Genomic DNA, 19,914 nt, shown 5'->3' on the forward strand with positions numbered 1-19,914 from the left:
GCGAATATGGGAAATCATGATTTTGAGGTCGATATCGAGGCGCTGACAAAGGCGGCATCGGAGTTGGCGGATCTGCAGGGGCGCAACAGGACGTACGACGTGGCGGATTACACCCCGAACTCCGCGATGGTCCGAGACCCGGTTGTTGTAGGGGCCCTGGAACGATTTAATACCGCCTGGGATCAGGGGCTTAACGGTATGCTTCGCGACGTGTCTGAGGCCGCGGGGCGTTTGGGCAAGGTCGCGGGCATTTACGGGGACTACATGACCACATGCGAGGATGCGATGAAGCGGGCGCGTGATGTGGCGGGGTCCGTGTCGACCGATCAGATGGTGGCGGGATCCTAGCGTGGGCGTGTTGCATAAGGGTGCCCCTGACTTTGAGATCAAGGGGGATGCGGCGGCCATTCGGGGGCGCATCGCGGTGATGCGTGATCGTGCCTCGGATTGCGAATCCATCGCGTGGTCTCTTCAGGAGATTTCAGCCCCCGGCTGGGTGGGACGTGCGGCGGATCGTTTTCACGAGCATTTCACTGTGCAGCCCGATAAGTGGTGGTGCGCGTCCGCGACTTTTGGGCGCGCGGCGGATGCGTGGGAGACCTATGCCGTTGCGTTGGAAGGTGCACAGGCGCGTGCCGCTGCGGCCAAGGCCGCGTACGAGGCTGGGGTTGCCTCCGTCGAGGCGGCACTCGCGGAGCAGCGTTGGGCTTCCGAGCACCCCCAACGCGATGTCTTTGGGTTGGAAATCCTGGACCTGTCGTATCACCCCGAACGCGACACCGGTATCGGGGAGGCGGCGAAGGCGCAGGCTATCGCCGAGTTCGCCGCGGCGGTGAGTGACACCGATGCCGCAGGTGAGGCGTTGGCGCAGACCCTTTACGGGCTATCGGATCGTTCACCCGATCCCTCGTGGGCTCCCGTGCATTTCGCTCGGCGTACGGTGGCGGGCATCTTTGACGGCGTGTGGGGCATGCTCACGATGACCTACGGTATGTCAGTCGAGGCTTTGTGGGACTACGGCCGCTACATGTTGGGGTGGATATCGTGGGAGGAGCTTGATGCGAAACGGCGTGTGCTGCCCAGGCGGGACATGTTGGCGCTGCGCGACGCGATTCTCGCGGATCCGAAGGGTTTCGCACAGAAGATGGCAGCGGCTCTTGTGAACGTGGACGGCTGGGCCGACGATCCGGGCGCTGCTCTGGGGGAGCTGGTTCCAGGCGCGGTACTTGCTGCCTTGACCGCGGGCGCGGGCGCAGGCGCAGGTGGGCGCGGTGCCCGCCTGGCGGCAGCGATCGAGTCACTTCCCGTCATCGGGGAGGGCGCGATGCTGCGGGACATGGGGCGTGGGCTTGGTACGCTTGCGCTGCGGGGTGCGGATCGCCTCGGCATGGGTGCGGAAGGTTCCATGGGGCGCCTGTCCGAGCGTTTAGACGACTATCTGCGTTCGCACGGGATGGAGGAACTGGCCGACGCGTGGAAGATCAAGCGCGACGAATACCACATGCGCGCGCTGCCCGACAGCGCGGAGGACCTGGCATCGAGGGTGCCGCTGAACAGATACCAGTCGGACGGTAAACCCCCGCCGCCTGAAGGGCTGGTAGATGACGTGATGGGGGCGGACATGGCCCGCCGGCGCGAGCTGGTCTTGGGTGTGAATCCGGATGGGAGTTCGCGCACGTATGCCGAATGGGAGGAAGCGCACTCACATATCGAAGTGATGCCCGATGGAACTGAGAAACGAATCATTGATTGGCCCCCGAACGGCGGGTACGACGGGGAGCCGACCGTGTATTCCTCGGTCGAGGAATACGTCCGGGACTTCGGCGGGGACGTGGACCGTATTGGGCATCCTGACGGCAACTACCTGGGTGCCATCGAGGACGGTCACCCCGCCTCCTTCGAGGAACGCGCCCTGCGCCCGGACTCGGTGAACGACCACTACTACCAGTACGAGTTCACGGGGCAGCAGCTGCCCGAGGGGTGGACCATTAAGTCCGGCAAGGTTGCCCCCTGGGGTCAGCAGCCGGGTGGGGCTACGCAGCTGCAGGTGATTAAGGACGACGGTAGTTTTGCGTCAGTCAATGACTTGATTAAGCATAAGATTCTTAAAGGAAAGGGGAGTCCCGTTGGATTTTCTTGATGAATACAAGCCTGTCATGGAGAAGTATGCTGGCTTGAAAGTGTTTGTGAATGCGTATAGGAAGGTGTATGAATATCATATTGATTATGGTAACTGTTCTTATATGCGCTTCTGGTATGATCACGGTGTTTATTGTTTTGATATAGAGGAGCGTGGGGAGGTGCGGAGGGGGGGGATGTTCAATTCGCCTTCGATCGATTTGACGCAGAAGGTGATGCTGAACTACACGGTGTCGATCTTGCGACACGCTCTTGGGTTTGAGTCGCTGGGGTTGCCGATGGAGGAAGATGAATTGCCAAACGGTTGGCGGCTTCAAGAAGCCCCAGTATGGCGCTATGTTGCCCTTGATGGCCCCAATGGTGAGCATTTGGATTTTGAGACTTCTGACGAGCGCCTATGTGTTCCGTTAGCATGGCTCTACGATGTTTCTCCCTCCGAGTTGTTGCACGCGTACATGTTACCCGATGGTGGCCCCTTGCTGCGCCGGTGGCTGGGGCGCCCCTACGTGAGGTAGGGGGTGCGTAGTTTTGGCGGGGTACGTGCGCTCCGCGTGTGGGGGTGTGCGACTCTTCTTCGCTCAACGTTGCTGTTGCTGTCGGTGCGATTTTACGGGGCAGCAGCTGCCTGAGGGGTGGACCATCAAGTCGGGGAAGGTCGCTCCCTGGGGTCAGCAGCCGGGTGGGGCTACGCGGCTGCAGGTTTTTAAAGACGACGGAAGTGTCGCAAAGGTTGAAGACCTCCTTAAGGAAGGAATTCTTAAAGGAAAGGAGAATCCTATTGGACTTCATGGATGAGTATGCGGAAGTGATGAACAAGTACACAAAGACGGAGGTGTATAACGATTTTAAGAGGGGGTACACGGGCCTGTCGATAACGTATGGTTTTGCTTTGCGGGATATGTTGTGGTTGGAGGATGGTGTTTATTGTTTTGATGAGGAGGAGCGTGGGGAGGTGCGGAGGGGGGGATGTTCAATTCGCCTTCGATCGATTTGACGCAGAAGGTGATGCTGAACTACACGGTGTCGATCTTGCGACACGCTCTTGGGTTTGAGTCGCTGGGGTTGCCGATGGAGGAAGATGAATTGCCAAACGGTTGGCGGCTTCAAGAAGCCCCAATATGGCGTTATGTTGCTCTTGATGGCCCCAATGGTGAGCATTTGGATTTTGAGACTTCTGGTGAGCGTTTCTGTGTTCCGTTAGCATGGCTCTACGATGTTTCTCCCTCCGAGTTGTTGCATACGTACATGTTGCCCGATGGTGGCCCCTTGCTGCGCCGGTGGCTGGGGCGTCCCTACTGGCGGTGAGGACAAACGTGACACCGGCCCGGAGACAGTGAAGCAGCCGGGGCCATCACCCCCTACACTGAGATTGCCCCAACGAAGGAAGCACAGCATGGATAACAGTCAGATCCCCGACGTGCACTCGCCGGACTTCCCCAACACGAGCGTGCTCAAGTGGACCCCGGACGGTCCGACCGTCCTGGCGAACATGGATCGAGCCACCGTCACCACCTACACCAGCTACCTGGCCTACACGCACACCTACGGCCCCCACGTAGACCGGCTGGGGGACCCCGGTGGCAAATACTTCTGGCAGCTCCCCGCCCAGGGAACGCCCTTCACGCTGGAACAGCGAGCCCTCGACATCTACGCGCTGAACGATCCCTACTACCAGTACCGCATCCTCACGCTGCCGACAGGATTCTCCATCCGCACCGGCATCAATATCCCGCAGTTCTCCCTGCCCGGAGGCGCGCGGCAAGTCCAATTCCTGGCGGGCGACTACGTGCTGACCGCCAACGAATGCCTGCAGCTGAGCATCCTCGAAGGAAAGGGGCAGAACTGATGTCCGTCACCGCCGACCTCATCGACTTCGCGCGCGACAGCGGAGCCATCTCCTCCGTCTACAACGGCAACGGGATCGCCCTGACCTGGGACGCCGGGCGCAGCTGGCAGCACGTGTGGGACACAAAGAATTCGCCCCGCCCCCAAGCATTCTACGGAGAAAGCGAATACCTGGAGTCGCGCGTGCCCACCATGATCAGCGACTACGGCGAGATCATGCTGAAGTGGGCCATCATGCGTATTGGAGAAAAAGCACGCTGGCGCAGGCGCTGGCCACGCATCGACGTGCCCGCAGACACCGCCAGCGTGGACCCCCAGTGGGGCTTCGAGCAGCTGACCCCCATCACCGGCCGACTCGCCCTGGACAGCGGCTATATCCCGATGGAGCTGCGCACCATCTTTCCCGCCCACCCCGAACTCAATCAGCTGTCGCACGTCATGCAGATGGACTTTGATGCCCTCCTGGCCGCCTACAGGGACCCCTCGGGAGGTGAACTGCTGCGGCAGTGGGTGAACTAAGGTTGCCGCAGGGATTTGGTAACGGGGCACAGAAAGAGCGTGACTAGCGGGGGCATAACGGAACGTTCCGACCGTATAGGAAACGGTTTGCCCGTCCCGTGCGCTATCGACGCGTGGGCTGCAATGCGCTACCCTGCGACGATGTTCTCTCGCGGGTGAAGGGTCTGCGCACTTGGAACTCTAGTCGGCGTGCACAATCGATGACGAACGAAGCATGTTACCCAGTCACTCGCTGACGTTGGTTCTCCCCTGTGTCAATATCGAAAGATGCACGCGCCTCTATAGGGCAGAAACGTGAAGGGTCAAGTTCTGTTGGGTGGGTTGGGGTGTGGGTTGGGTTTTGGTGGGGTTGTGGGGGCTGGGGTGGCGTTGGTCTTTGGTTCATTCATTCTTTTGTTTGGTGAGGACTGCTCCGATGGGGTGGATGATGGGTTGGTGGTTGGGGGAGATCCCCACAGGGTTTGTGTGTTGGTGGATTTCTCGGTTGAGGCGCTTGTTGGGGTTGTTGGACCTGATCTGGGTCCAGACCCCGTTGGGAGGCAGCGGAGGTGAGGGTGTCTGCTCTAGCTTGGTTGAGGTGTTCAAAGACGGTGGGGAGTTTGTCTTGGACGTAGTCCAAGAGCCGGTCGTATTGGCCGTTGACAGGGGGTGGCGTCGGGCTGGTCGTACACCGAGTGCAGCATCGCTTTGATGGCGGGCCATAGTGCTTTTGGGGGTGACCAGCATGAGGTTGGCGGCGTAGTGGGTGCGGCACCTCTGCCAGGTGGCTCCGGGCATGTTGGCGGTGGCGTCGATCAGGCCAGGGTGGGTGTCGCTGGTCACCAGGCGCACGCCGGTGAGGCCTCGGGCGACCAGGTCAGCGAAGAACTCCTTCCAGGCTGGAGCGGTCTGGCTGGTGGACACGCGTACGCCCAGTACTTCGCGGTGTCCATCGTTGTTGAGCCCGGTGGCAACCAGGACCGCGCACGAGACGACGCGTCCTCCTTCCCCGACTTTCATGGTCAAGCGCGTTTGCGGCGCTGGAGAAGCCATTGCGGGAAGTACATGCCTGTGTACAGCTTAGGGATCGCGACGTCAATCGTGCCTGCCCTGGTGTCCAAGGGGGGCTGGTGGCGATACCCGTTGCGTTGGGCGTGAGGCTCGGGGTCTTGTGTGGTCCCACTGGGCCCCACACACCGCGTCAGCATCAGCTGACAACAACGCATTGACCACGTGCCGGAGCAGCGAACGCACCACATCCAGGGACGGCCTGGAACAACGCCCCGCCAAAAAGGCCAGCAGAGCCAACAACATGAGAAACAAGCATCGTCGCGCCCCCGAGCGAATCCAAGTCAGAACCAGAGAACTCTCTCGAAAGAACACACAGCGACCACACCCACAACAACCAACAAGCCAACCACCACACGGTCACACCACCACGCAGAACACCACTGATAGGAAGTGCGTTTCTGGATAGGAAGCGTGTTGCTGGATAGGTTATGCGCTCGTGGATAGGTTATTAACCTATCCAGAAGCTCGTAACCTATCCACGAAGCCGTTTCCTATCCAGGTGTCTGTTTCTCCGTGTGCCTGCTCCCTGTCCGCCACGACGACGGCCCAGCACTATCTCCCAGATACTGTTTCCCCGCATGTCTGTTTCCTAATCCAGATGCAGGGCTGCTGTCAACATCGCCCAAAAAGCGGTGCCTGCGATTGGCGACCCGCCCGAACACATGGTCTACCGCTGGTGTCGCTGCCTTTTGCAGTTGGTGCGACTGAAACTTTCACCGCCCTGCTGCCTGCCAAACGGTGTTTTCGGCCGATTGTGAGCAAGCAGGGGCGGTGTCGGTTTCGTGAAGGCGTGAGCGTCGGGAGACTGGGGCGGTCTTGGTTTCATGGTGGCACTGGTGGCCGGGACACGGGGGAAGTCTGGGTTGCGTGGATGCCTTAGCGGCAGGGTCTTGAGGTGCTTCTGGCGTCCGAAGGCCAAGGGAATACAAGCCGTGTCGGACGTTGGGCCCCAGACCGGCCAATGGCACGGAGCTGACGTTGAGGCCAGTAACCCCACGCTCTGCGCGGTCAGCACCCTCCTGCGAGTCCCTGCCTCCCGGCCGCGACGGTCGCCGAAGCACTCGGAAGGACCCCTGCGACCTCGTTCAGGGCCGGTTTGCCAAAGAAGCAAAACCCAGGCTCACCTACCCGAATTACGCAAAAGAAATACCCGTTAAAATTGCGTAATTAGTGATGGTGTGAGTGCGAAAATAGGGTCCGATAACCCGGGATGGAGCGTTGGAATTGCAATGAAAACTCAGGTCGTTTGGAACGCGTTGCAAAAAGGAGTATCACTGGAGTCAACAGCGCGGCCACCCGGTCGCGACCGGCCCAGTGAAAGGCCCCTAGGGGCCACGTTGTAAAGGAAACTCCAATGGCAGACATGCCCCGCATCCTCGATTGCTCCGTCACCTCCTGCTCCTACAACAAGGACAAGAACTGTGGAGCCGCCGCCATCACCGTCGGCTACTCCACGTCCTGCACGACCTTCATCCCCCTGACCGTCAAGGGCGGCCTGGCCACTGCGAAGCCCTTCGTGGGAGCCTGCCAGAAGGCCGACTGCGTCCACAACTCCGCCCTCGAGTGCACCGCCGCCTCCATCTCGGTCGGCGCCGGCACGGCGGACTGCCTCTCCTTCGAGGCGCGCTGACGCTTACGACCAACGAGGCCGCGACGGGCAAACCCGCCGCGGCCTCGTTCGTTTTCCCCATCAGCAGGCGCGAACCCGCAGCGTCGGGTGGGGTCGCAGGCCACGCTGGCCATTCCAAATGAGGTTGACGACGTGGGCGGCCACCTCGTCCTTATCCATGCGTCGGTCATCCAGCCACCACTGGCCGACCTGTGCGATCAATCCGACGAGCATCTGCGCGTACAGGGGAGACCAGGTGGTGTCGAAATTGGAGCGCTTGAACTGCTCGGCGATGATGTGTTCGACGCGTGTCGCGACGTCCCCCATGATCGAAGAAAAAGACCCGGCCCTGCGGTCCGACGGGGCGTCGCGCACCAGGACCCGGAACCCGTCCGTGTTTCTCTCAATGTAATCCAGCAGCCCCAGTGTCGCGTTCTCGAGGATCAGGCGCGGACGCTTAGAGGACTCCAGGGAGGACTGCAGGGACATGATCAGCGCCTGGACCTCACGGTCGACGATCACGGCGTACAGGCCTTCCTTGCCCCCGAAATGCTCGTAAACCACGGGCTTGGAGACCTTCGCGCGGGCGGCGATCTCTTCGACGCTGGTCGCACCAAAACCCTTTTCGGCGAACAGGGAGCGCCCAACGGCCACCAGCTGCTCGCGACGAGCGAACCCACTCATCCGTGTCCTCTTCTCAGCCATGCCCCCAGTATCACACGGGACCAGGCAGCGACGAGGCCCATGAGGGCTCTTTGCCGCGCGCGTGGCCCGTTTGAAAGGCGCAGCGGGGTGCGGGTATCATCGCGGTGGACGCATTCCGCCTTGGTGTAACGGCAGCACAGAGGTTTTTGGTGCCTTTAGTCTAGGTTCGAATCCTAGGGGCGGAGCGACCGGTCCCGATGGGACCGTTAACCCCTGAGGAGGAACATGTCTCGCCCCGCCGCCGTCATCGTCCTGGCCGCCGGTCAGGGAACGCGTATGAAATCGGCCCTCCCGAAGGTCGTTCACCCCCTGGCGGGCCTGTCCATGATCGGACACGCGCTGCGGGCCGCTCAAGGGCTTGATCCCCTCAACCTGGTCGCCGTCGTGCGCCACCAGCGCGACGTGGTTGCCGCCGAAATCGAGCGCGTCAGCCCCCGTGCAATCATCGCCGACCAGGACGATATTCCCGGCACCGGCCGCGCCGTCCAGTGCGGGCTGGAAGCCCTGGACGCCGCCGTCACCCCCGCCTCGGGCACGATTATCGTCACCTACGGCGACGTCCCTCTCCTGTCGTCGGCCACACTGGCCGATCTGGTCGATACCCACGAGCGCGACGGCCACGCGGTCACCGTCCTGACCTCGCGCGTCGAGGACCCCACCGGCTACGGCCGCATCATTCGCGACGAATCCGGCACCGTCACCGCCATCGTCGAACAACGCGACGCGACCGAAGCACAGGCGCGCATCAACGAGATCAACGCGGGCATCTACGCGTTCGACGCGGAGTTCTTGCGCGCCTCGCTGGCCACCCTTGGAAGCAACAATGACCAGGGCGAGGTGTACCTGACCGATGTCCTGGCAGCCGCAGCGCCCGCCGGGCGCAGCGCCGGAGCCCTGGATCTCGCTGACCACTGGCAGAGCGCGGGTGCAAACGACCGCGTCCAGTTGGCCGAACTCGGTGCCGAGCTGAACCGCCGCATCTGCCGGGAGCACATGCGCTCCGGCGTGACCATCGTCGACCCCGCCTCCACGTGGATCGATGTCGACGCCCGGGTCGGCGCGGACACTACCATTTACCCGGGCACGAGCCTGCGGGGCCAGACCGTCGTTGGGGCCGCCTGTGAAATCGGTCCCAACGCGACGCTGATTGATGCGGAAGTCGGGGATCGCTGCGTGGTCCCCTCCGCGTGGGTCGGTAAGGGCTGCGTCGCAGCCGATACGATGGTGAAGCCATACACCACCATCGGCACACTGATCACGGCGCGTCGCGCCTGATCCAACGCAAGGAGAGACAACCGCATGAGCGGATTGGTGACCACCGGAGAGAAGAACCTCGTCCTCGTTTCCGGACGAGCTCACATGGACCTGGCTCACGCAGTGGGTGAGGAAATCGGATGTGGGGTCTCGCCGGTGACGGCCTACGACTTCGCCTCCGGCGAGATTTACGTGCGCTTCAACGAATCCGTTCGCGGCGCCGACGTGTTCGTCCTGCAGTCCATTGCGGGCGACATTAACAAGTGGCTCATGGAGCAGTTCATCATGATTGATGCCGCCAAGCGCGCCTCTGCGAAGCGCATCACCGTGGTCGCCCCCTTCTATCCCTATTCGCGTCAGGATAAGAAGCATCAGGGCCGCGAACCCATCTCGGCGCGCCTCATGGCCGACCTGTACCGCGCGGCCGGCGCCGACCGCATCATGAGCGTCGACCTGCACGCCTCACAGGAACAGGGCTTCTTTGACGGCCCGGTCGACCACCTCTTTGCCATGCCCGTCCTGGTCGAGTACGTGCGCGGCCGCGTGGACATGTCCAACACGGCCATCGTTTCTCCTGACGCAGGCCGCATCCGCGTCGCCGAAAAGTGGTCAACGAAGCTGGGCGGCGCCCCCCTGGCGTTCGTCCACAAGACGCGCGACACGACCCGGCCGAATGTTGCCGTCGCGAACCGCGTCGTGGGCGATGTCGCGGGCAAGGAATGCGTCCTGGTGGACGACATGATCGACACCGCCGGCACGATCACCGAGGCCATCAAGGTCCTCAACGGCGCCGGGGCGAAGAAGGTCATCGTCGCGGCCACTCACGGCATCCTCTCCGATCCGGCCACGCGTCGTCTCTCCGAGTCCGGCGCGGCCGAGGTGGTCATCACCGACACGCTGCCGATCGCCTCGGAGAAACGCTTCGCGCAGTTGACGGTGCTCTCCATCGCGCCGCTGCTGGCCCGCGCCATTCGCGAGGTTTTCGAAGACGGTTCGGTCACATCGCTGTTTAACTGACCGGCTCCCGCTTCACATCCGCCCTCCCCGTGGGGTACCCTGTTGGGGTTGCTCCGGCGAGGGCGGATCCGTGTCCGCCGTTATCGACAGGGCCCGAATTGATGCGCGACGCGTGTCCTTCGCTTTGCCGACACCGCAGCCGGACCTGAGAAACGAAGGAATAACATGAGCGACAACCCCGTCCTGCTGGCTGAAGAGCGCACCGAGTTCGGTAAGGGTGCGGCGCGCCGCACCCGCCGCGCCGCCAAGGTCCCCACTGTCCTCTACGGCCACGGCGCCGAGCCCCGTCACCTGGACGTGCCCGCCCACGACCTCTTCCTCATCGTGCGCGGCACCAAGAACGCGCTCGTTGAGCTGAAGATCGAGGGAAAGTCCCAGCTGGCCCTGGTCAAGGAGGTTCAGGTTCACCCCGTGCGCCGCAACATCCTGCACGCCGACTTCCTGGCCGTCAAGGCCGACGAGAAGGTCGACGTTGAGGTCGCCGTCATCGTCACCGGCGAGCCCGCTCCCGGCACCGTCCACACCGTCGAGGAGTTCACCATCTTGGTCAAGGCTCCCGCCACCGCCATCCCCGAGAGCCTGGAGGTCTCCATCGAAGGTGTCGAGGCCGGTTCCGCCGTGCGCGTCGCCGACCTGGTCCTGCCCACCGACGTTGAGGTCGAGCTCGACCCCGAGACGGTGATCGTGTCCGTCCAGGAAGCCGCCGCTGAGCAGAAAGAAGAAGCAGCCGAGGCCGACGCGGAGGCCGACGCCGAGTGACACGCGCTTACTGACGCTCTGTGAAGGGGCGAGGCTGTGGCCTCGCCCCTTCCGCCTATCTGCGATACTTGAGGCATGAGTGACCTCCACGTGATCATCCCCGCCGGCGGTGCCGGCACCCGCCTGTGGCCGCTGTCCCGCCGCCGCCGCCCGAAGTTCCTGCTGGATCTGGCGGGGACGGGGCGCTCGCTCCTGCAGGGAACGGTTGACCGGCTGGAGGAGGTAGCCTCGACGGTGACGATCGTGACGGGGCGAGACCACCGCGACGGCGTGCTCGCCCAGCTGCCCGAATTTGCCGCATCCCGGGAGCGTACCGTCCTCATTGAGCCCTCCGGGCGCGACTCCATGGCCGCGATCGGCCTGGCCGCCTACGTGGTTCGCGAACGCTTCGGGGACGACGCCATCGTCGGCTCCTTTGCTGCCGACCACCTGATCGCCCGGCCCGAGCTGCTCCGCGGCGCCGTCGAGGCGGCCTGCACCGCCGCGGCAGCCGGATACGTCGTGACGATCGGCCTGACGCCCACGGAGGCTTCGACCGCCTACGGGTACATCGCGCCGGGCCCGGCCTCGGGAGCCGGGGACCGGGCGGCGGATCCCGGCGCCGCCGGGCAAACCCGAACGGTCGCCGAGTTCGTGGAGAAGCCAGACGCGGCCACGGCAGCGCGCTACGTGAGCGAGGGGTACCTGTGGAACGCCGGCATGTTCATCGTCTCCGCCGGTCAGCTGGCCCACCACCTGGCCCGCCTCCTGCCCGACATGCATGCGCGCCTGGAAACCATCGCGCGCGCGTGGGACACCCCCGACTTCGAGCACACTCTGGAGGAAAACTGGCCGCACCTGACGAAGATCGCGATCGACCACGCCATCGCGGAACCCGTCGCGGCCGACGGGGGAGTGGCCGTCGTCCCCGCCGACGCCGACCTGGGATGGACCGACCTGGGCGACTTCGACGCGCTGACCGCCATCGCCACCACCACCGGGCACCTGGGTGAGGCGCTGCGCGTCGAATCCGACGGTGCCGCCGTCTACGGCTCTACGGTGGGAGAAGCAGAGGACGGGCCGCTCGTCGCGCTCGTCGGGGTCCCTGACATCGCACTCGCTCTCACCCCCGACGCCATCCTCGTCACCCGACGGGACCGGGCGCAGGCGGTCAAAGCGATCGTCGAGGAACTGGCGGCAGGCGGGCGAACCGACCTGCTCTGAATGGGCCCGAGATGGCCTCCGACAGGTGTGGTTTCACGGCCGTTTCACGCCGTTAGTGCGGTGAGGTGTGCCGTCCGCCCGGCCTCCAGCCGGGCGCGGCTGCTACCGTGATGGGCAGTAAGGCGCCCCGACGAAAGGCATTCGACGTGAACAAGCGGACTATCGCCGCCCTCGCAACCACCGTGACAGCGGCCGCACTGGCCCTCGGCTCGTGCTCGACCACGCCCTCCGCCGTGTCCTCCGCGGACGCGAAGGTGTGCGCCGCCATCTCGGGGGCACACGGGGACGCGTCGACGGATCCCGTGGCGACCGCTCTTAAAGGCGCAGCCGACGGTGCGGCCATCGCCTACGAGGCGGCATCCGGCCAGGGGGCGCCCGCTTCGCTCGCGGCATCGGGCTGCACCCTCATCGTCGGTGCGGACTCGACCATGGCCCAGTCCGTGTCGGAGGCCGCCAGAAACAATCCGCGAGTCAGGTTCGCCCTGGTCGGCGCCTCGTTCGTCAATGGCAAGGGATCCGCGACCTCGCTGAAGAACGGCTCTGTCGTCAACGTTGCCGCCTCGCAGGCCGCCTACCTCGCCGGGTACGCCTCCGCCGGCATGACGACCACCGGCACCCTCGGCGTCATCGGCGGCGTGCGCGACAACGTTACGAGCGCGCAGATGTCCGCCTTCTCACAGGGGGTCGACGCCTACAACCGCGCGAACGGCACATCCATCAGCGTGCTCGGATGGAACACCGCGACCAATGACGGAACCTACGCCGAGAGCACCGATCAGGTTCAAAGCGCTGCCGCAGACTTCATTTCCCGCGGAGCGGACATCATCGTGCCGCTGGCGGGCGAAGCGAACATGGGTGCGGCGCGCGCCGTCACCGCGGCCGCAAACCCGCTGGTGCGCCTGGTGTGGTCCGGGCTGACCAAGGCGGATCTGAAGGGCCTGACCCGCGACGAAGCCCAGTCGCAGGGCGACGTGCCCATGTCCGGGCAGTCCGGGGCAAGCGCGCCCCAACGGGTCGATACCCAGTCCTTCGCGGACGCATTCAGCTACATCCAGATCTCCGATCAGGTTCGCGCCGCCATCGGCGCGCCCGTCCTGACCGGCATCGTCGTTGACTACGCGAAGGCCATGGAGACGCTGATTTCCGATGCAACCGCGGGGGCAGACGCGTCAACTGTGTCCGTCTCGCTGGCATCGGGTGGTGTGATCCTCACGGGCTTCGGCGCCTACACGCCGATGCTGTCTTCCGACCTCAAGCTTGGGCTGTCCGACATGGCGGGCCAGATAGAAACCGGCGGCATGGTGGTGTCCACGCCTTTCGACGCGTGAGTTGAGGCGCCACGCGCCGATCATTTCCCCGCCGAGACTCCCGCCCGCCGCACGAGCGCGGAAACTCGACTCATCGCCGCGCAGCCACGGCCTCGTTGATGATAGCCAGGACCAAACGGAAGCCGGCGCCCCTGCGCGGACCTGGAGCCTCACCGCAGGCTTCAAGACGGGCACGGATCATCCGGGGCGCCGCTATCCTGGGGGAAGCGATGCAGGAGGAAACATGCAGCTGACGAACGTGACGGATGTGCTCGCGCTGACTCGCCAAATGATCGACATCCCCTCGGTGTCGGATCAGGAAGGCCCACTGGCGGACGCGGTCGAATCCGCGCTGCGCGATGCGGGCTTCGGGTCGGTGCCGCCCCTTCAGATCCTGCGCGACGGGGACGCTGTGTTGGCGCGAACCCAGCTGGGACTCGGCCAGCGCGTCGTCCTGGCTGGGCACCTGGACACCGTGCCCATCGCGGATAACGTGCCCGGCCGCACCGAGGAGCGTGACGGTGTGGAGGTGTTGTGGGGCCGCGGCTCGGTCGACATGCTCGGCGGGTGCGCGGCTGCCCTGGCGCTCGCCTGCGAGGCCGGGAAAGCGGTACGCGGGGGAGCGTTCAGCGTGCTGACATCGGACGTTACGTGGATCTTTTATGACCACGAGGAGGTTGCCGCCCACCTCAATGGCCTGGGGCGCGTCCAACGCAATCACCCCGATTGGCTCGCGGGTGACCTGGCGTTGCTGGGGGAACCCACCGCCGGGCACGTGGAGGGCGGGTGCAACGGGACGCTGCGCGTCATCGCACACTTCCCGGGCCGGGCCGCGCACTCCGCGCGCGCCTGGATGGGCCACAACGCGATCCACGCGATGGCCCCCGTCATTATGCGAATCGCCGCCTACGGGAACCCCGTCGTCGACATCGACGGGCTGGACTTCCGCGAGTCCCTGTCGGTCGTGCGCGTGCGGGGCGGGGCCGCCAACAACGTGATCCCCGAGGCCGCCTCGATGACGGTCAACTACCGCTTCGCGCCCTCCACCCGCGCGTCGGACGCGCTGGCGTGGGTGCGGGGGCTCTTTGAGGGGACGGGAGCGCGAATCGAGGTCGACGACCTGTGCGAGGGCGCGCTCCCCGGCGCTCATTCGCCCATCGCCGAGCGTTTCCTGGCGGTCGCTCGCTCAGTCGCGGCCGAGAGGGGCTGTGAGCTGCGGATCGGCGCCAAGGTCGGGTGGACGGACGTCGCTCGCTTTTCCCAGGCGGGGGTGCCCGCCATGAACTTTGGCCCCGGGGATCCGCTGCTGGCGCACACGCGCGACGAACACGTGCCAGCATCGGATATCGTCAGGGTGTACGATACGCTGCGCGCCTTCGTGCTCGCGCTGTAGCGGGCGCTTTGCGGCCCAGAATCAACCAGGGAGGCATGACCATGAGCAAGCCAGACAACGCCTATCGTCGGGGATCCGTCGTCCTGCGCGGGGCGCAGATCCCGCGGCTGACGGCGGACGCGTCGCTGCTCCAACCGGAGCCGAGCATGGATTGGAAGCACACGGACCCGTGGAGGGTCCTGCGCATCCAGTCCGAATTCGTCGAGGGTTTTGAAGCGCTCGCAAAAGTGGGACCCGCTGTTTCCGTGTTCGGTTCCGCGCGCACCCTCCCGGAGGATCCGCTGTATCGGAGCGCGCAGCGCATCGGCGAGCTGCTGGTGCAGCGCGGTTACGGGGTCATCACGGGCGGGGGACCGGGCATGATGGAGGCCGCGAACCGCGGTGCGTGGGAGGCCGGCGGCACCTCGGTGGGCCTGGGCATTGAGCTTCCGCACGAGCAGGGCCTCAACCAGTGGGTGAACCTGGGCGTGAACTTCCGATACTTTTTCGCCCGCAAGACGATGTTCGTGAAGTACTCTCAGGGCTTCATCGTCATGCCCGGCGGGTTTGGGACCATGGACGAGCTCTTCGAGTCCGCGACCCTCGTGCAGACGGGCAAGATTCGTTCCTTCCCGCTGGTGCTCGTGGGCGCAAACTATTGGTCAGGATTGGTTGACTGGATTCGTTCCGCCATGGTCGATGCCGACATGATCTCTCCTGACGATGTTGGCCTGCTTCACGTGGTCGATGATCCGCAGGAAGCTGTTCGTTTGGCGACGGGTACCCAGCACTAAGTCTTTTGCGCGCTGGTTTCCCGTGCCCTGAACGCCGCCGCGTTACCCGCTACTGACCGTCTCCCGTTTTCTTTGTTTGTTCTTTACGATCTGTCCATGGAAAAGGCGCTTATCCGGTAAGATGGGGGTGGTGCCCCGCCGGAGGAGGCTCGGGCGTAACTCTCAGAAGGAGTGCACACATGGCAGCAATGAAACCTCGCACGGGGGATGGGCCCCTGGAAGTCAGCGCGGAAGGCCGCGACGTCGTCGTGCGGATCCCCACCGAGGGGGGCGGTCGTCTCGTCATCGAGATGAGCACGGAGGAAGCGGCCGAACTCGCCGACGCGCTCGGTGAGGTCATCTGAATCCATAAGCGCGAGCGGTGGGATCGGGAATGAACCCGTCCCACCGCTTTGCCGTATCCGCAAGGTAGCGGTTCAGCGCTTGACGGCAACCGCCAGCCCGTCTCCGACGGGCAGGAGTGTCGCCGCGAACTCATCGCAGTCGCGCAGGTAGTTCACAACCTCGCGTGCGACGACGGTGCGAGCGTCGCGCCGGGCGGGGTCGGCGACCTGGTCGTGCCACAGGGCATGCACGAAGGCGATGGTGCCGCCCGGACGCAGGATGCGCACCGCATGGTCGAGGTACTGGGGGGTTTCATCCAAGTCACCGTCCAAGACAACCATGTCGTAGCCGCGCGCGGCCATGCGTGGCAGCACGTCCAGTGCGCGCCCGGCGATGAGGCGCGTACGGTGAGAGGAGACGTCGGCGGCGGCGAAGTTGCGACGAGCGTGCCCCAGCAGCTCGGATTCCACGTCGATCGTCGTCAAGACGCCGTCGGAGGCCATTCCGTCCAGGAGCCACAGCCCGGAAACGCCGACGCCCGTTCCCACCTCAAGGACGGCGCGCGCGCCGGACACGGCGGCGAGCATGCGCAGTGCGGCGCCGGTTCCAGGAGACACGGGGGCGGCCCCCAGCTCGGATGCGACGGCCCGCGCGGCGGTCAGCGCGTCGCTCTCCGCCGCGTAATCCTCGGTGTACACCCACGTCTGGGCTTTGTCGGCCATCGCCTGATCCTCACGTCGTTCCGTATGCTCGGCGAGGCGCATACGCGCCCGCGCCTCCCCACGCACCAGGGTACAGGCGAGGCGCTGGGAGGTCGTGATGGCGCTCCGGCACGTGAAGAAAAGCAGGGGTCCCGGCCCGCATCGAAAGCGTGTCCTCGCCGATCGGGACGAGGCCACTGAGCGGACGTGAGCGTCAACGCTGGATGGGGGAGACCCCCAGCGGGCGGCCGGCGAGGCCGCGGTTCGTTGAGGCCAGCTTCTTGCCCAGGGCGGCGAGTACCTCGGCGGCGGGGCCGGACTCGACGGACACGGGCGTACCCCGGTCGCCGCCTTCGCGCAGCGCGATGTCGAGCGGGACCTGCGCGAGGAGGGCAACCCTGTAGCCCAGCTGGGCGCTCAGTCGCTCGGAAACGGACTGGCCGCCCCCGGAGCCGAAGAGCTCCAGGCGGGAACCGTCGGGCTGGGGCAGGAAGGACATGTTTTCGACGACGCCGATGACCTTCTGGTTCGTCTGGGAGGCGATCGATCCGGCGCGCTCGGCGACCTCCGCGGCAGCGACCTGCGGGGTCGTGACGACCAGGATCTCGGAGGTGGGAAGCAGCTGCGCGATCGAGATCGCGACGTCTCCCGTGCCGGGAGGCATGTCGATGAGCAGGACGTCCAGGTCGCCCCAGAACACGTCCGCCAGGAACTGCTGGAGGGCACGGTGGAGCATGGGGCCGCGCCAGATGACGGCCTGGCCGTCGGGAACGAACATGCCGATGGAGATGACCTTGACGCCGCCGGCGCCAATCGGTGGGATCATCATCCCGTCGATGACCTGCGGGTCGCGGTCCACGCCGAGCATGCGGGGGATCGAAAAACCGTAGATGTCCGCGTCCATGACGCCGACCTTGAGCCCCCGGGAGGCCAACGCGGCGGCCAGGTTTGCGGTCACGGAAGACTTGCCCACGCCGCCCTTTCCGGAGGTAACGGCGATGACGCGAGTGAGGGAGTCGGGGCGTGAGAAGGGAATCTCGCGCTCGGGGCGTCCGCCGTTGAGTTTCTCGCGCAGAGCCTTCTTCTGCTCGTCGTTCATGACGCCCATCTCGACGGCGACCTTCTGGACTCCCTCAATGGCTCCGACGCGTTCGGTGACGTCCTGTGAGATGGTCGTGCGCAGGGGACAACCGGTGGTCGTGAGCAAAACAGTGACGGTGACGGAAGAACCGTCAATCGCAACCAGATCGGGGGTCACCATGTTGAGGTCGGTGATAGGACGACGGATCTCGGGGTCAATGACCTGGCCGAGAGCGTCCATGACGGAATCAAGCGTGACTGGCATGCCCTCTACTCTACTGGCCGGGATACCCATCTTCTAGGGGGCGTTGCCCGGCGGCGCCCGCATCGTCCGCGCCCCCAGGTTCCACGGTGTCCTTCTCGTCGGGCGAGGCGGCGGCCGCATCCGCCGCCAGCTCGGCGCGCAGCTCGTCGAGCATGTCGCGCAGCTCGGAGCGCACGAAGTCGCGCGTGGCCGTGTCCTGGAGTGCCAGGCGCAGGCCGGCGATCTCGCGGGTGAGATACTCGGTGTCGGCGAGGTTGCGTTCGGCGCGCAGACGGTCCTGCTCGGCCTGGACACGATCGCGGGCGTCCTGGCGGTTCTGCGCGAGCATGATGAGGGGGGCCGAATACGAGGCCTGGGTGGAGAACGCGAGGTTCAGGAGGATGAAGGGATAGGGGTCCCACGCTGCTGTGGCGCTAATTCCCGCGAGAACCAGGTTCGCACCGATCCATGCGACGACAAAGACGGTCATGTAGAGCACGAACTTGGGGGATCCCATGAAGCGCGCGGTGGCCTCCGCGAAGCGACCGAAGCCGTCGCCGCTCCCGCTGGAGCGGCGGAAGAACGAGCGGCGCTTTTCGAGCGGGTTATCCAAGCGATCAGCCATCGATGCTCCTTGCCATCATGCGGTCGGTGACGTCGTCGTCGAAGTCGCGCCAGTCGTCGGGCAGCAGCTCGTCCAGGACGTCGTCGACCGAAACGGCGCCGTGGAGGTGCCCGTCCTCGTCGACCACCGGCAGGACCGTCAGGTTGTAGGTGGCCAGCAGTCGCGTAACGGTGGCGATGTGCGCGTTGGGTTCCACCGACTCGATGCTGCGGTCCAGGATGGTGCCGAGCAGCGTCTGCGGGGGTTCCCTCAGGGCGCGCTGGATGTGCACCATGCCCAGGTACTGCCCTGTCGGCGTCTCCTGAGGTGGACGGGCGATGAATGCGACGGTGGCGATGGAGGCGGGAATGTCCTCGCGTCGCACCGCCGCAAGCATCTGCGCGACGGTCGCGTTGGGGCCGAAGACGACGGGCTCCGTGGTCATGAGAGAACCGGCTGTGGACTCGTCGTAGGTCATGAGGCGTCGAACGTCCTCGGCCTCCTCGGGCTCCATGAGCGCGAGGAGCGATTGTGCTTGGGCGTCGGGCAGCTCGGCCACCAGGTCGGCGGCGTCGTCGGGCTGCATGACGTCAAGGACGTCGGCGGCGCGTGCCGCTTCGAGGCCGGAGACGATGGCAACGCGGTCGTCATCGCCCAGCTCCTCGAGCACGTCTGCCAGGCGCGCGTCGGTGAGCTGCATGGCGACCGCCATCTTTCGGTCCTGAGGGAGATTATGCATGAAGTCCGCCAGGTCGGCGGGTCGCATGTCCTCCGTGTGCTGCAGGAGCGCGGTGGCCGCCTGGTTCGAGTCCGTTTTAAGCAGCCCCGACACATCGGAGACATCCACCGTCAGGGTTTCGCCGCTGCGCGTGAACCCAAGGGACGATGTGCGTACGCGCTGGACGTGCAGGGTGGAGATAACCCAGTCCTTCGGGCGGCGCTGGCGCATCGCGACGTCGAGGATGCGCACCTGACCGGAGCCGTCATTCATGGTGACAACGCGGTCGAAAAGCTCGGAGAGCACCAGGGTTTCGATGGGGCGCAGCGTGAAGGAACGAATGTTGAGCAAGCCCGTCGTGATGACCGATCCCGACTCGATGGCGGTCACGCGGGTGAGCGGCAGGAAGACGCGTTTACGCGGGCCGACCTCGACGACGAAGCCGATCACGTTGGCGGCGGATTTCAGCCGAAAGATGACAACGACATCGTGAATCTTGCCGACCTGGTCGCCCAAAGGGTCGAAAACACCGGTGCCAGCGAGCTTTCCGATGTAGACGCGACGACCCTTGGTGCCTAGTTCAATAGATGCGATGCCCACTTAATCATCTTAGGCTGTGGACTAAGGAAGCGTAACAGCGAGCTGGGTGCGGGGTGGACAATGCGTTCCA

22 protein-coding genes and 1 tRNA gene are annotated in these 19,914 nt (G+C 64.7%); 16 read left to right on the plus strand and 7 right to left on the minus strand.

The window, feature by feature from the left end; all coding sequences use genetic code 11:
• The first annotated feature begins 6 nt into the window (after positions 1 to 6).
• From BLT68_RS03170 to BLT68_RS03195, 6 genes are all read left to right on the plus strand, one after another.
• The gene (locus BLT68_RS03170) at positions 7 to 348 is read left to right on the plus strand and encodes a lactate dehydrogenase (protein WP_074632791.1); all 342 of its coding nucleotides are present in this window, start codon (positions 7 to 9) and stop codon (positions 346 to 348) included.
• A gap of 7 nt (positions 349 to 355) precedes the next feature.
• Positions 356 to 2,140, plus strand: a complete 1,785-nt coding sequence (locus BLT68_RS03175; protein WP_242649298.1) for a TNT domain-containing protein — start codon at positions 356 to 358, stop codon at positions 2,138 to 2,140.
• On the plus strand, positions 2,127 to 2,654 hold the full coding sequence (locus tag BLT68_RS03180; RefSeq protein WP_074632794.1) for a glycogen debranching protein: 528 nt from the start codon (positions 2,127 to 2,129) through the stop codon (positions 2,652 to 2,654). Before BLT68_RS03175 ends, BLT68_RS03180 begins: the two co-directional genes overlap by 14 nt.
• Before the next feature lie 451 nt (positions 2,655 to 3,105).
• Positions 3,106 to 3,444, plus strand: a complete 339-nt coding sequence (locus BLT68_RS09365) for a hypothetical protein (RefSeq protein ID WP_242649299.1) — start codon at positions 3,106 to 3,108, stop codon at positions 3,442 to 3,444.
• Between the two features lie 88 nt (positions 3,445 to 3,532).
• Positions 3,533 to 3,985 (plus strand): glycohydrolase toxin TNT-related protein, encoded by a 453-nt coding sequence (locus tag BLT68_RS03190; protein WP_074632795.1) that lies wholly within the window; start codon positions 3,533 to 3,535, stop codon positions 3,983 to 3,985.
• Complete coding sequence (locus tag BLT68_RS03195; RefSeq protein WP_074632797.1) at positions 3,985 to 4,503, plus strand: hypothetical protein; 519 nt, start codon at positions 3,985 to 3,987, stop codon at positions 4,501 to 4,503. The genes BLT68_RS03190 and BLT68_RS03195 overlap by 1 nt, the downstream gene beginning before the upstream one ends.
• 381 nt (positions 4,504 to 4,884) lie before the next feature.
• Here the strand turns inward: BLT68_RS03195 and BLT68_RS09370 are convergent, their stop codons facing one another.
• Together BLT68_RS09370 and BLT68_RS09375 are read right to left on the minus strand one after the other, a co-directional pair.
• Positions 4,885 to 5,535, minus strand: coding sequence for a transposase (locus BLT68_RS09370; RefSeq protein WP_083332355.1), 651 nt, complete (start codon positions 5,533 to 5,535; stop codon positions 4,885 to 4,887).
• The gene (locus BLT68_RS09375) at positions 5,505 to 5,741 is read right to left on the minus strand and encodes a transposase (protein WP_332838222.1); all 237 of its coding nucleotides are present in this window, start codon (positions 5,739 to 5,741) and stop codon (positions 5,505 to 5,507) included. The genes BLT68_RS09370 and BLT68_RS09375 overlap by 31 nt, the downstream gene beginning before the upstream one ends.
• Positions 5,742 to 6,907: 1,166 nt before the next feature.
• Between BLT68_RS09375 and BLT68_RS03205 the strand changes: the two genes are divergently transcribed.
• Positions 6,908 to 7,183: a DUF1540 domain-containing protein gene (locus BLT68_RS03205; protein ID WP_050695138.1), complete on the plus strand. Its 276-nt coding sequence runs from the start codon at positions 6,908 to 6,910 to the stop codon at positions 7,181 to 7,183.
• A gap of 60 nt (positions 7,184 to 7,243) precedes the next feature.
• On the opposite strand, the gene BLT68_RS03210 is transcribed toward BLT68_RS03205, so the two are convergent.
• The gene (locus tag BLT68_RS03210; protein ID WP_074632798.1) at positions 7,244 to 7,867 is read right to left on the minus strand and encodes a TetR/AcrR family transcriptional regulator; all 624 of its coding nucleotides are present in this window, start codon (positions 7,865 to 7,867) and stop codon (positions 7,244 to 7,246) included.
• Between the two features lie 114 nt (positions 7,868 to 7,981).
• Between BLT68_RS03210 and BLT68_RS03215 the strand changes: the two genes are divergently transcribed.
• The 9 genes from BLT68_RS03215 to BLT68_RS03255 all read left to right on the plus strand — a co-directional run bounded on the left by BLT68_RS03215 (position 7,982) and on the right by BLT68_RS03255 (position 15,917).
• A tRNA-Gln gene (locus BLT68_RS03215) sits at positions 7,982 to 8,052 on the plus strand.
• A 40-nt stretch (positions 8,053 to 8,092) separates the two neighbouring features.
• Complete coding sequence (locus BLT68_RS03220) at positions 8,093 to 9,142, plus strand: bifunctional UDP-N-acetylglucosamine diphosphorylase/glucosamine-1-phosphate N-acetyltransferase GlmU (protein WP_050695136.1); 1,050 nt, start codon at positions 8,093 to 8,095, stop codon at positions 9,140 to 9,142.
• A 24-nt stretch (positions 9,143 to 9,166) separates the two neighbouring features.
• Positions 9,167 to 10,138, plus strand: coding sequence for a ribose-phosphate diphosphokinase (locus BLT68_RS03225; RefSeq protein ID WP_050695135.1), 972 nt, complete (start codon positions 9,167 to 9,169; stop codon positions 10,136 to 10,138).
• A gap of 165 nt (positions 10,139 to 10,303) precedes the next feature.
• Positions 10,304 to 10,897 (plus strand): 50S ribosomal protein L25/general stress protein Ctc, encoded by a 594-nt coding sequence (locus BLT68_RS03230; protein ID WP_074632800.1) that lies wholly within the window; start codon positions 10,304 to 10,306, stop codon positions 10,895 to 10,897.
• Positions 10,898 to 10,972: 75 nt separating this feature from the next.
• Positions 10,973 to 12,100, plus strand: coding sequence for a mannose-1-phosphate guanylyltransferase (locus BLT68_RS03235; protein ID WP_074632801.1), 1,128 nt, complete (start codon positions 10,973 to 10,975; stop codon positions 12,098 to 12,100).
• Between the two features lie 146 nt (positions 12,101 to 12,246).
• Complete coding sequence (locus tag BLT68_RS03240) at positions 12,247 to 13,428, plus strand: BMP family lipoprotein (RefSeq protein ID WP_050695132.1); 1,182 nt, start codon at positions 12,247 to 12,249, stop codon at positions 13,426 to 13,428.
• A gap of 223 nt (positions 13,429 to 13,651) precedes the next feature.
• A complete protein-coding gene (dapE, locus tag BLT68_RS03245) occupies positions 13,652 to 14,800 on the plus strand; it encodes a succinyl-diaminopimelate desuccinylase (RefSeq protein WP_074632803.1) in 1,149 nt (382 codons plus the stop codon).
• Between the two features lie 41 nt (positions 14,801 to 14,841).
• Entirely contained in the window at positions 14,842 to 15,573 is a 732-nt protein-coding gene (locus tag BLT68_RS03250) for an LOG family protein (RefSeq protein ID WP_050695829.1), read from the plus strand.
• A 179-nt stretch (positions 15,574 to 15,752) separates the two neighbouring features.
• The gene (locus tag BLT68_RS03255; RefSeq protein ID WP_074632805.1) at positions 15,753 to 15,917 is read left to right on the plus strand and encodes a DUF3117 domain-containing protein; all 165 of its coding nucleotides are present in this window, start codon (positions 15,753 to 15,755) and stop codon (positions 15,915 to 15,917) included.
• 72 nt (positions 15,918 to 15,989) lie between these two features.
• Here the strand turns inward: BLT68_RS03255 and BLT68_RS03260 are convergent, their stop codons facing one another.
• The 4 genes from BLT68_RS03260 to BLT68_RS03275 form a co-directional block, all read right to left on the minus strand.
• A complete protein-coding gene (locus tag BLT68_RS03260) occupies positions 15,990 to 16,619 on the minus strand; it encodes an O-methyltransferase (RefSeq protein ID WP_050695828.1) in 630 nt (209 codons plus the stop codon).
• Between the two features lie 193 nt (positions 16,620 to 16,812).
• On the minus strand, positions 16,813 to 17,943 hold the full coding sequence (locus BLT68_RS03265; RefSeq protein WP_070778106.1) for an Mrp/NBP35 family ATP-binding protein: 1,131 nt from the start codon (positions 17,941 to 17,943) through the stop codon (positions 16,813 to 16,815).
• A 10-nt stretch (positions 17,944 to 17,953) separates the two neighbouring features.
• Complete coding sequence (locus BLT68_RS03270) at positions 17,954 to 18,547, minus strand: DUF1003 domain-containing protein (RefSeq protein ID WP_074632807.1); 594 nt, start codon at positions 18,545 to 18,547, stop codon at positions 17,954 to 17,956.
• Positions 18,540 to 19,844 (minus strand): magnesium transporter MgtE N-terminal domain-containing protein, encoded by a 1,305-nt coding sequence (locus BLT68_RS03275; RefSeq protein WP_074632809.1) that lies wholly within the window; start codon positions 19,842 to 19,844, stop codon positions 18,540 to 18,542. Before BLT68_RS03275 ends, BLT68_RS03270 begins: the two co-directional genes overlap by 8 nt.
• Between the last annotated feature and the right edge of the window lie 70 nt (positions 19,845 to 19,914).

Origin of the sequence: Schaalia meyeri (assembly GCF_900105015.1) — a bacterium.
GTDB classification, from domain to species: Bacteria; Actinomycetota; Actinomycetes; order Actinomycetales; family Actinomycetaceae; genus Pauljensenia; species Pauljensenia meyeri.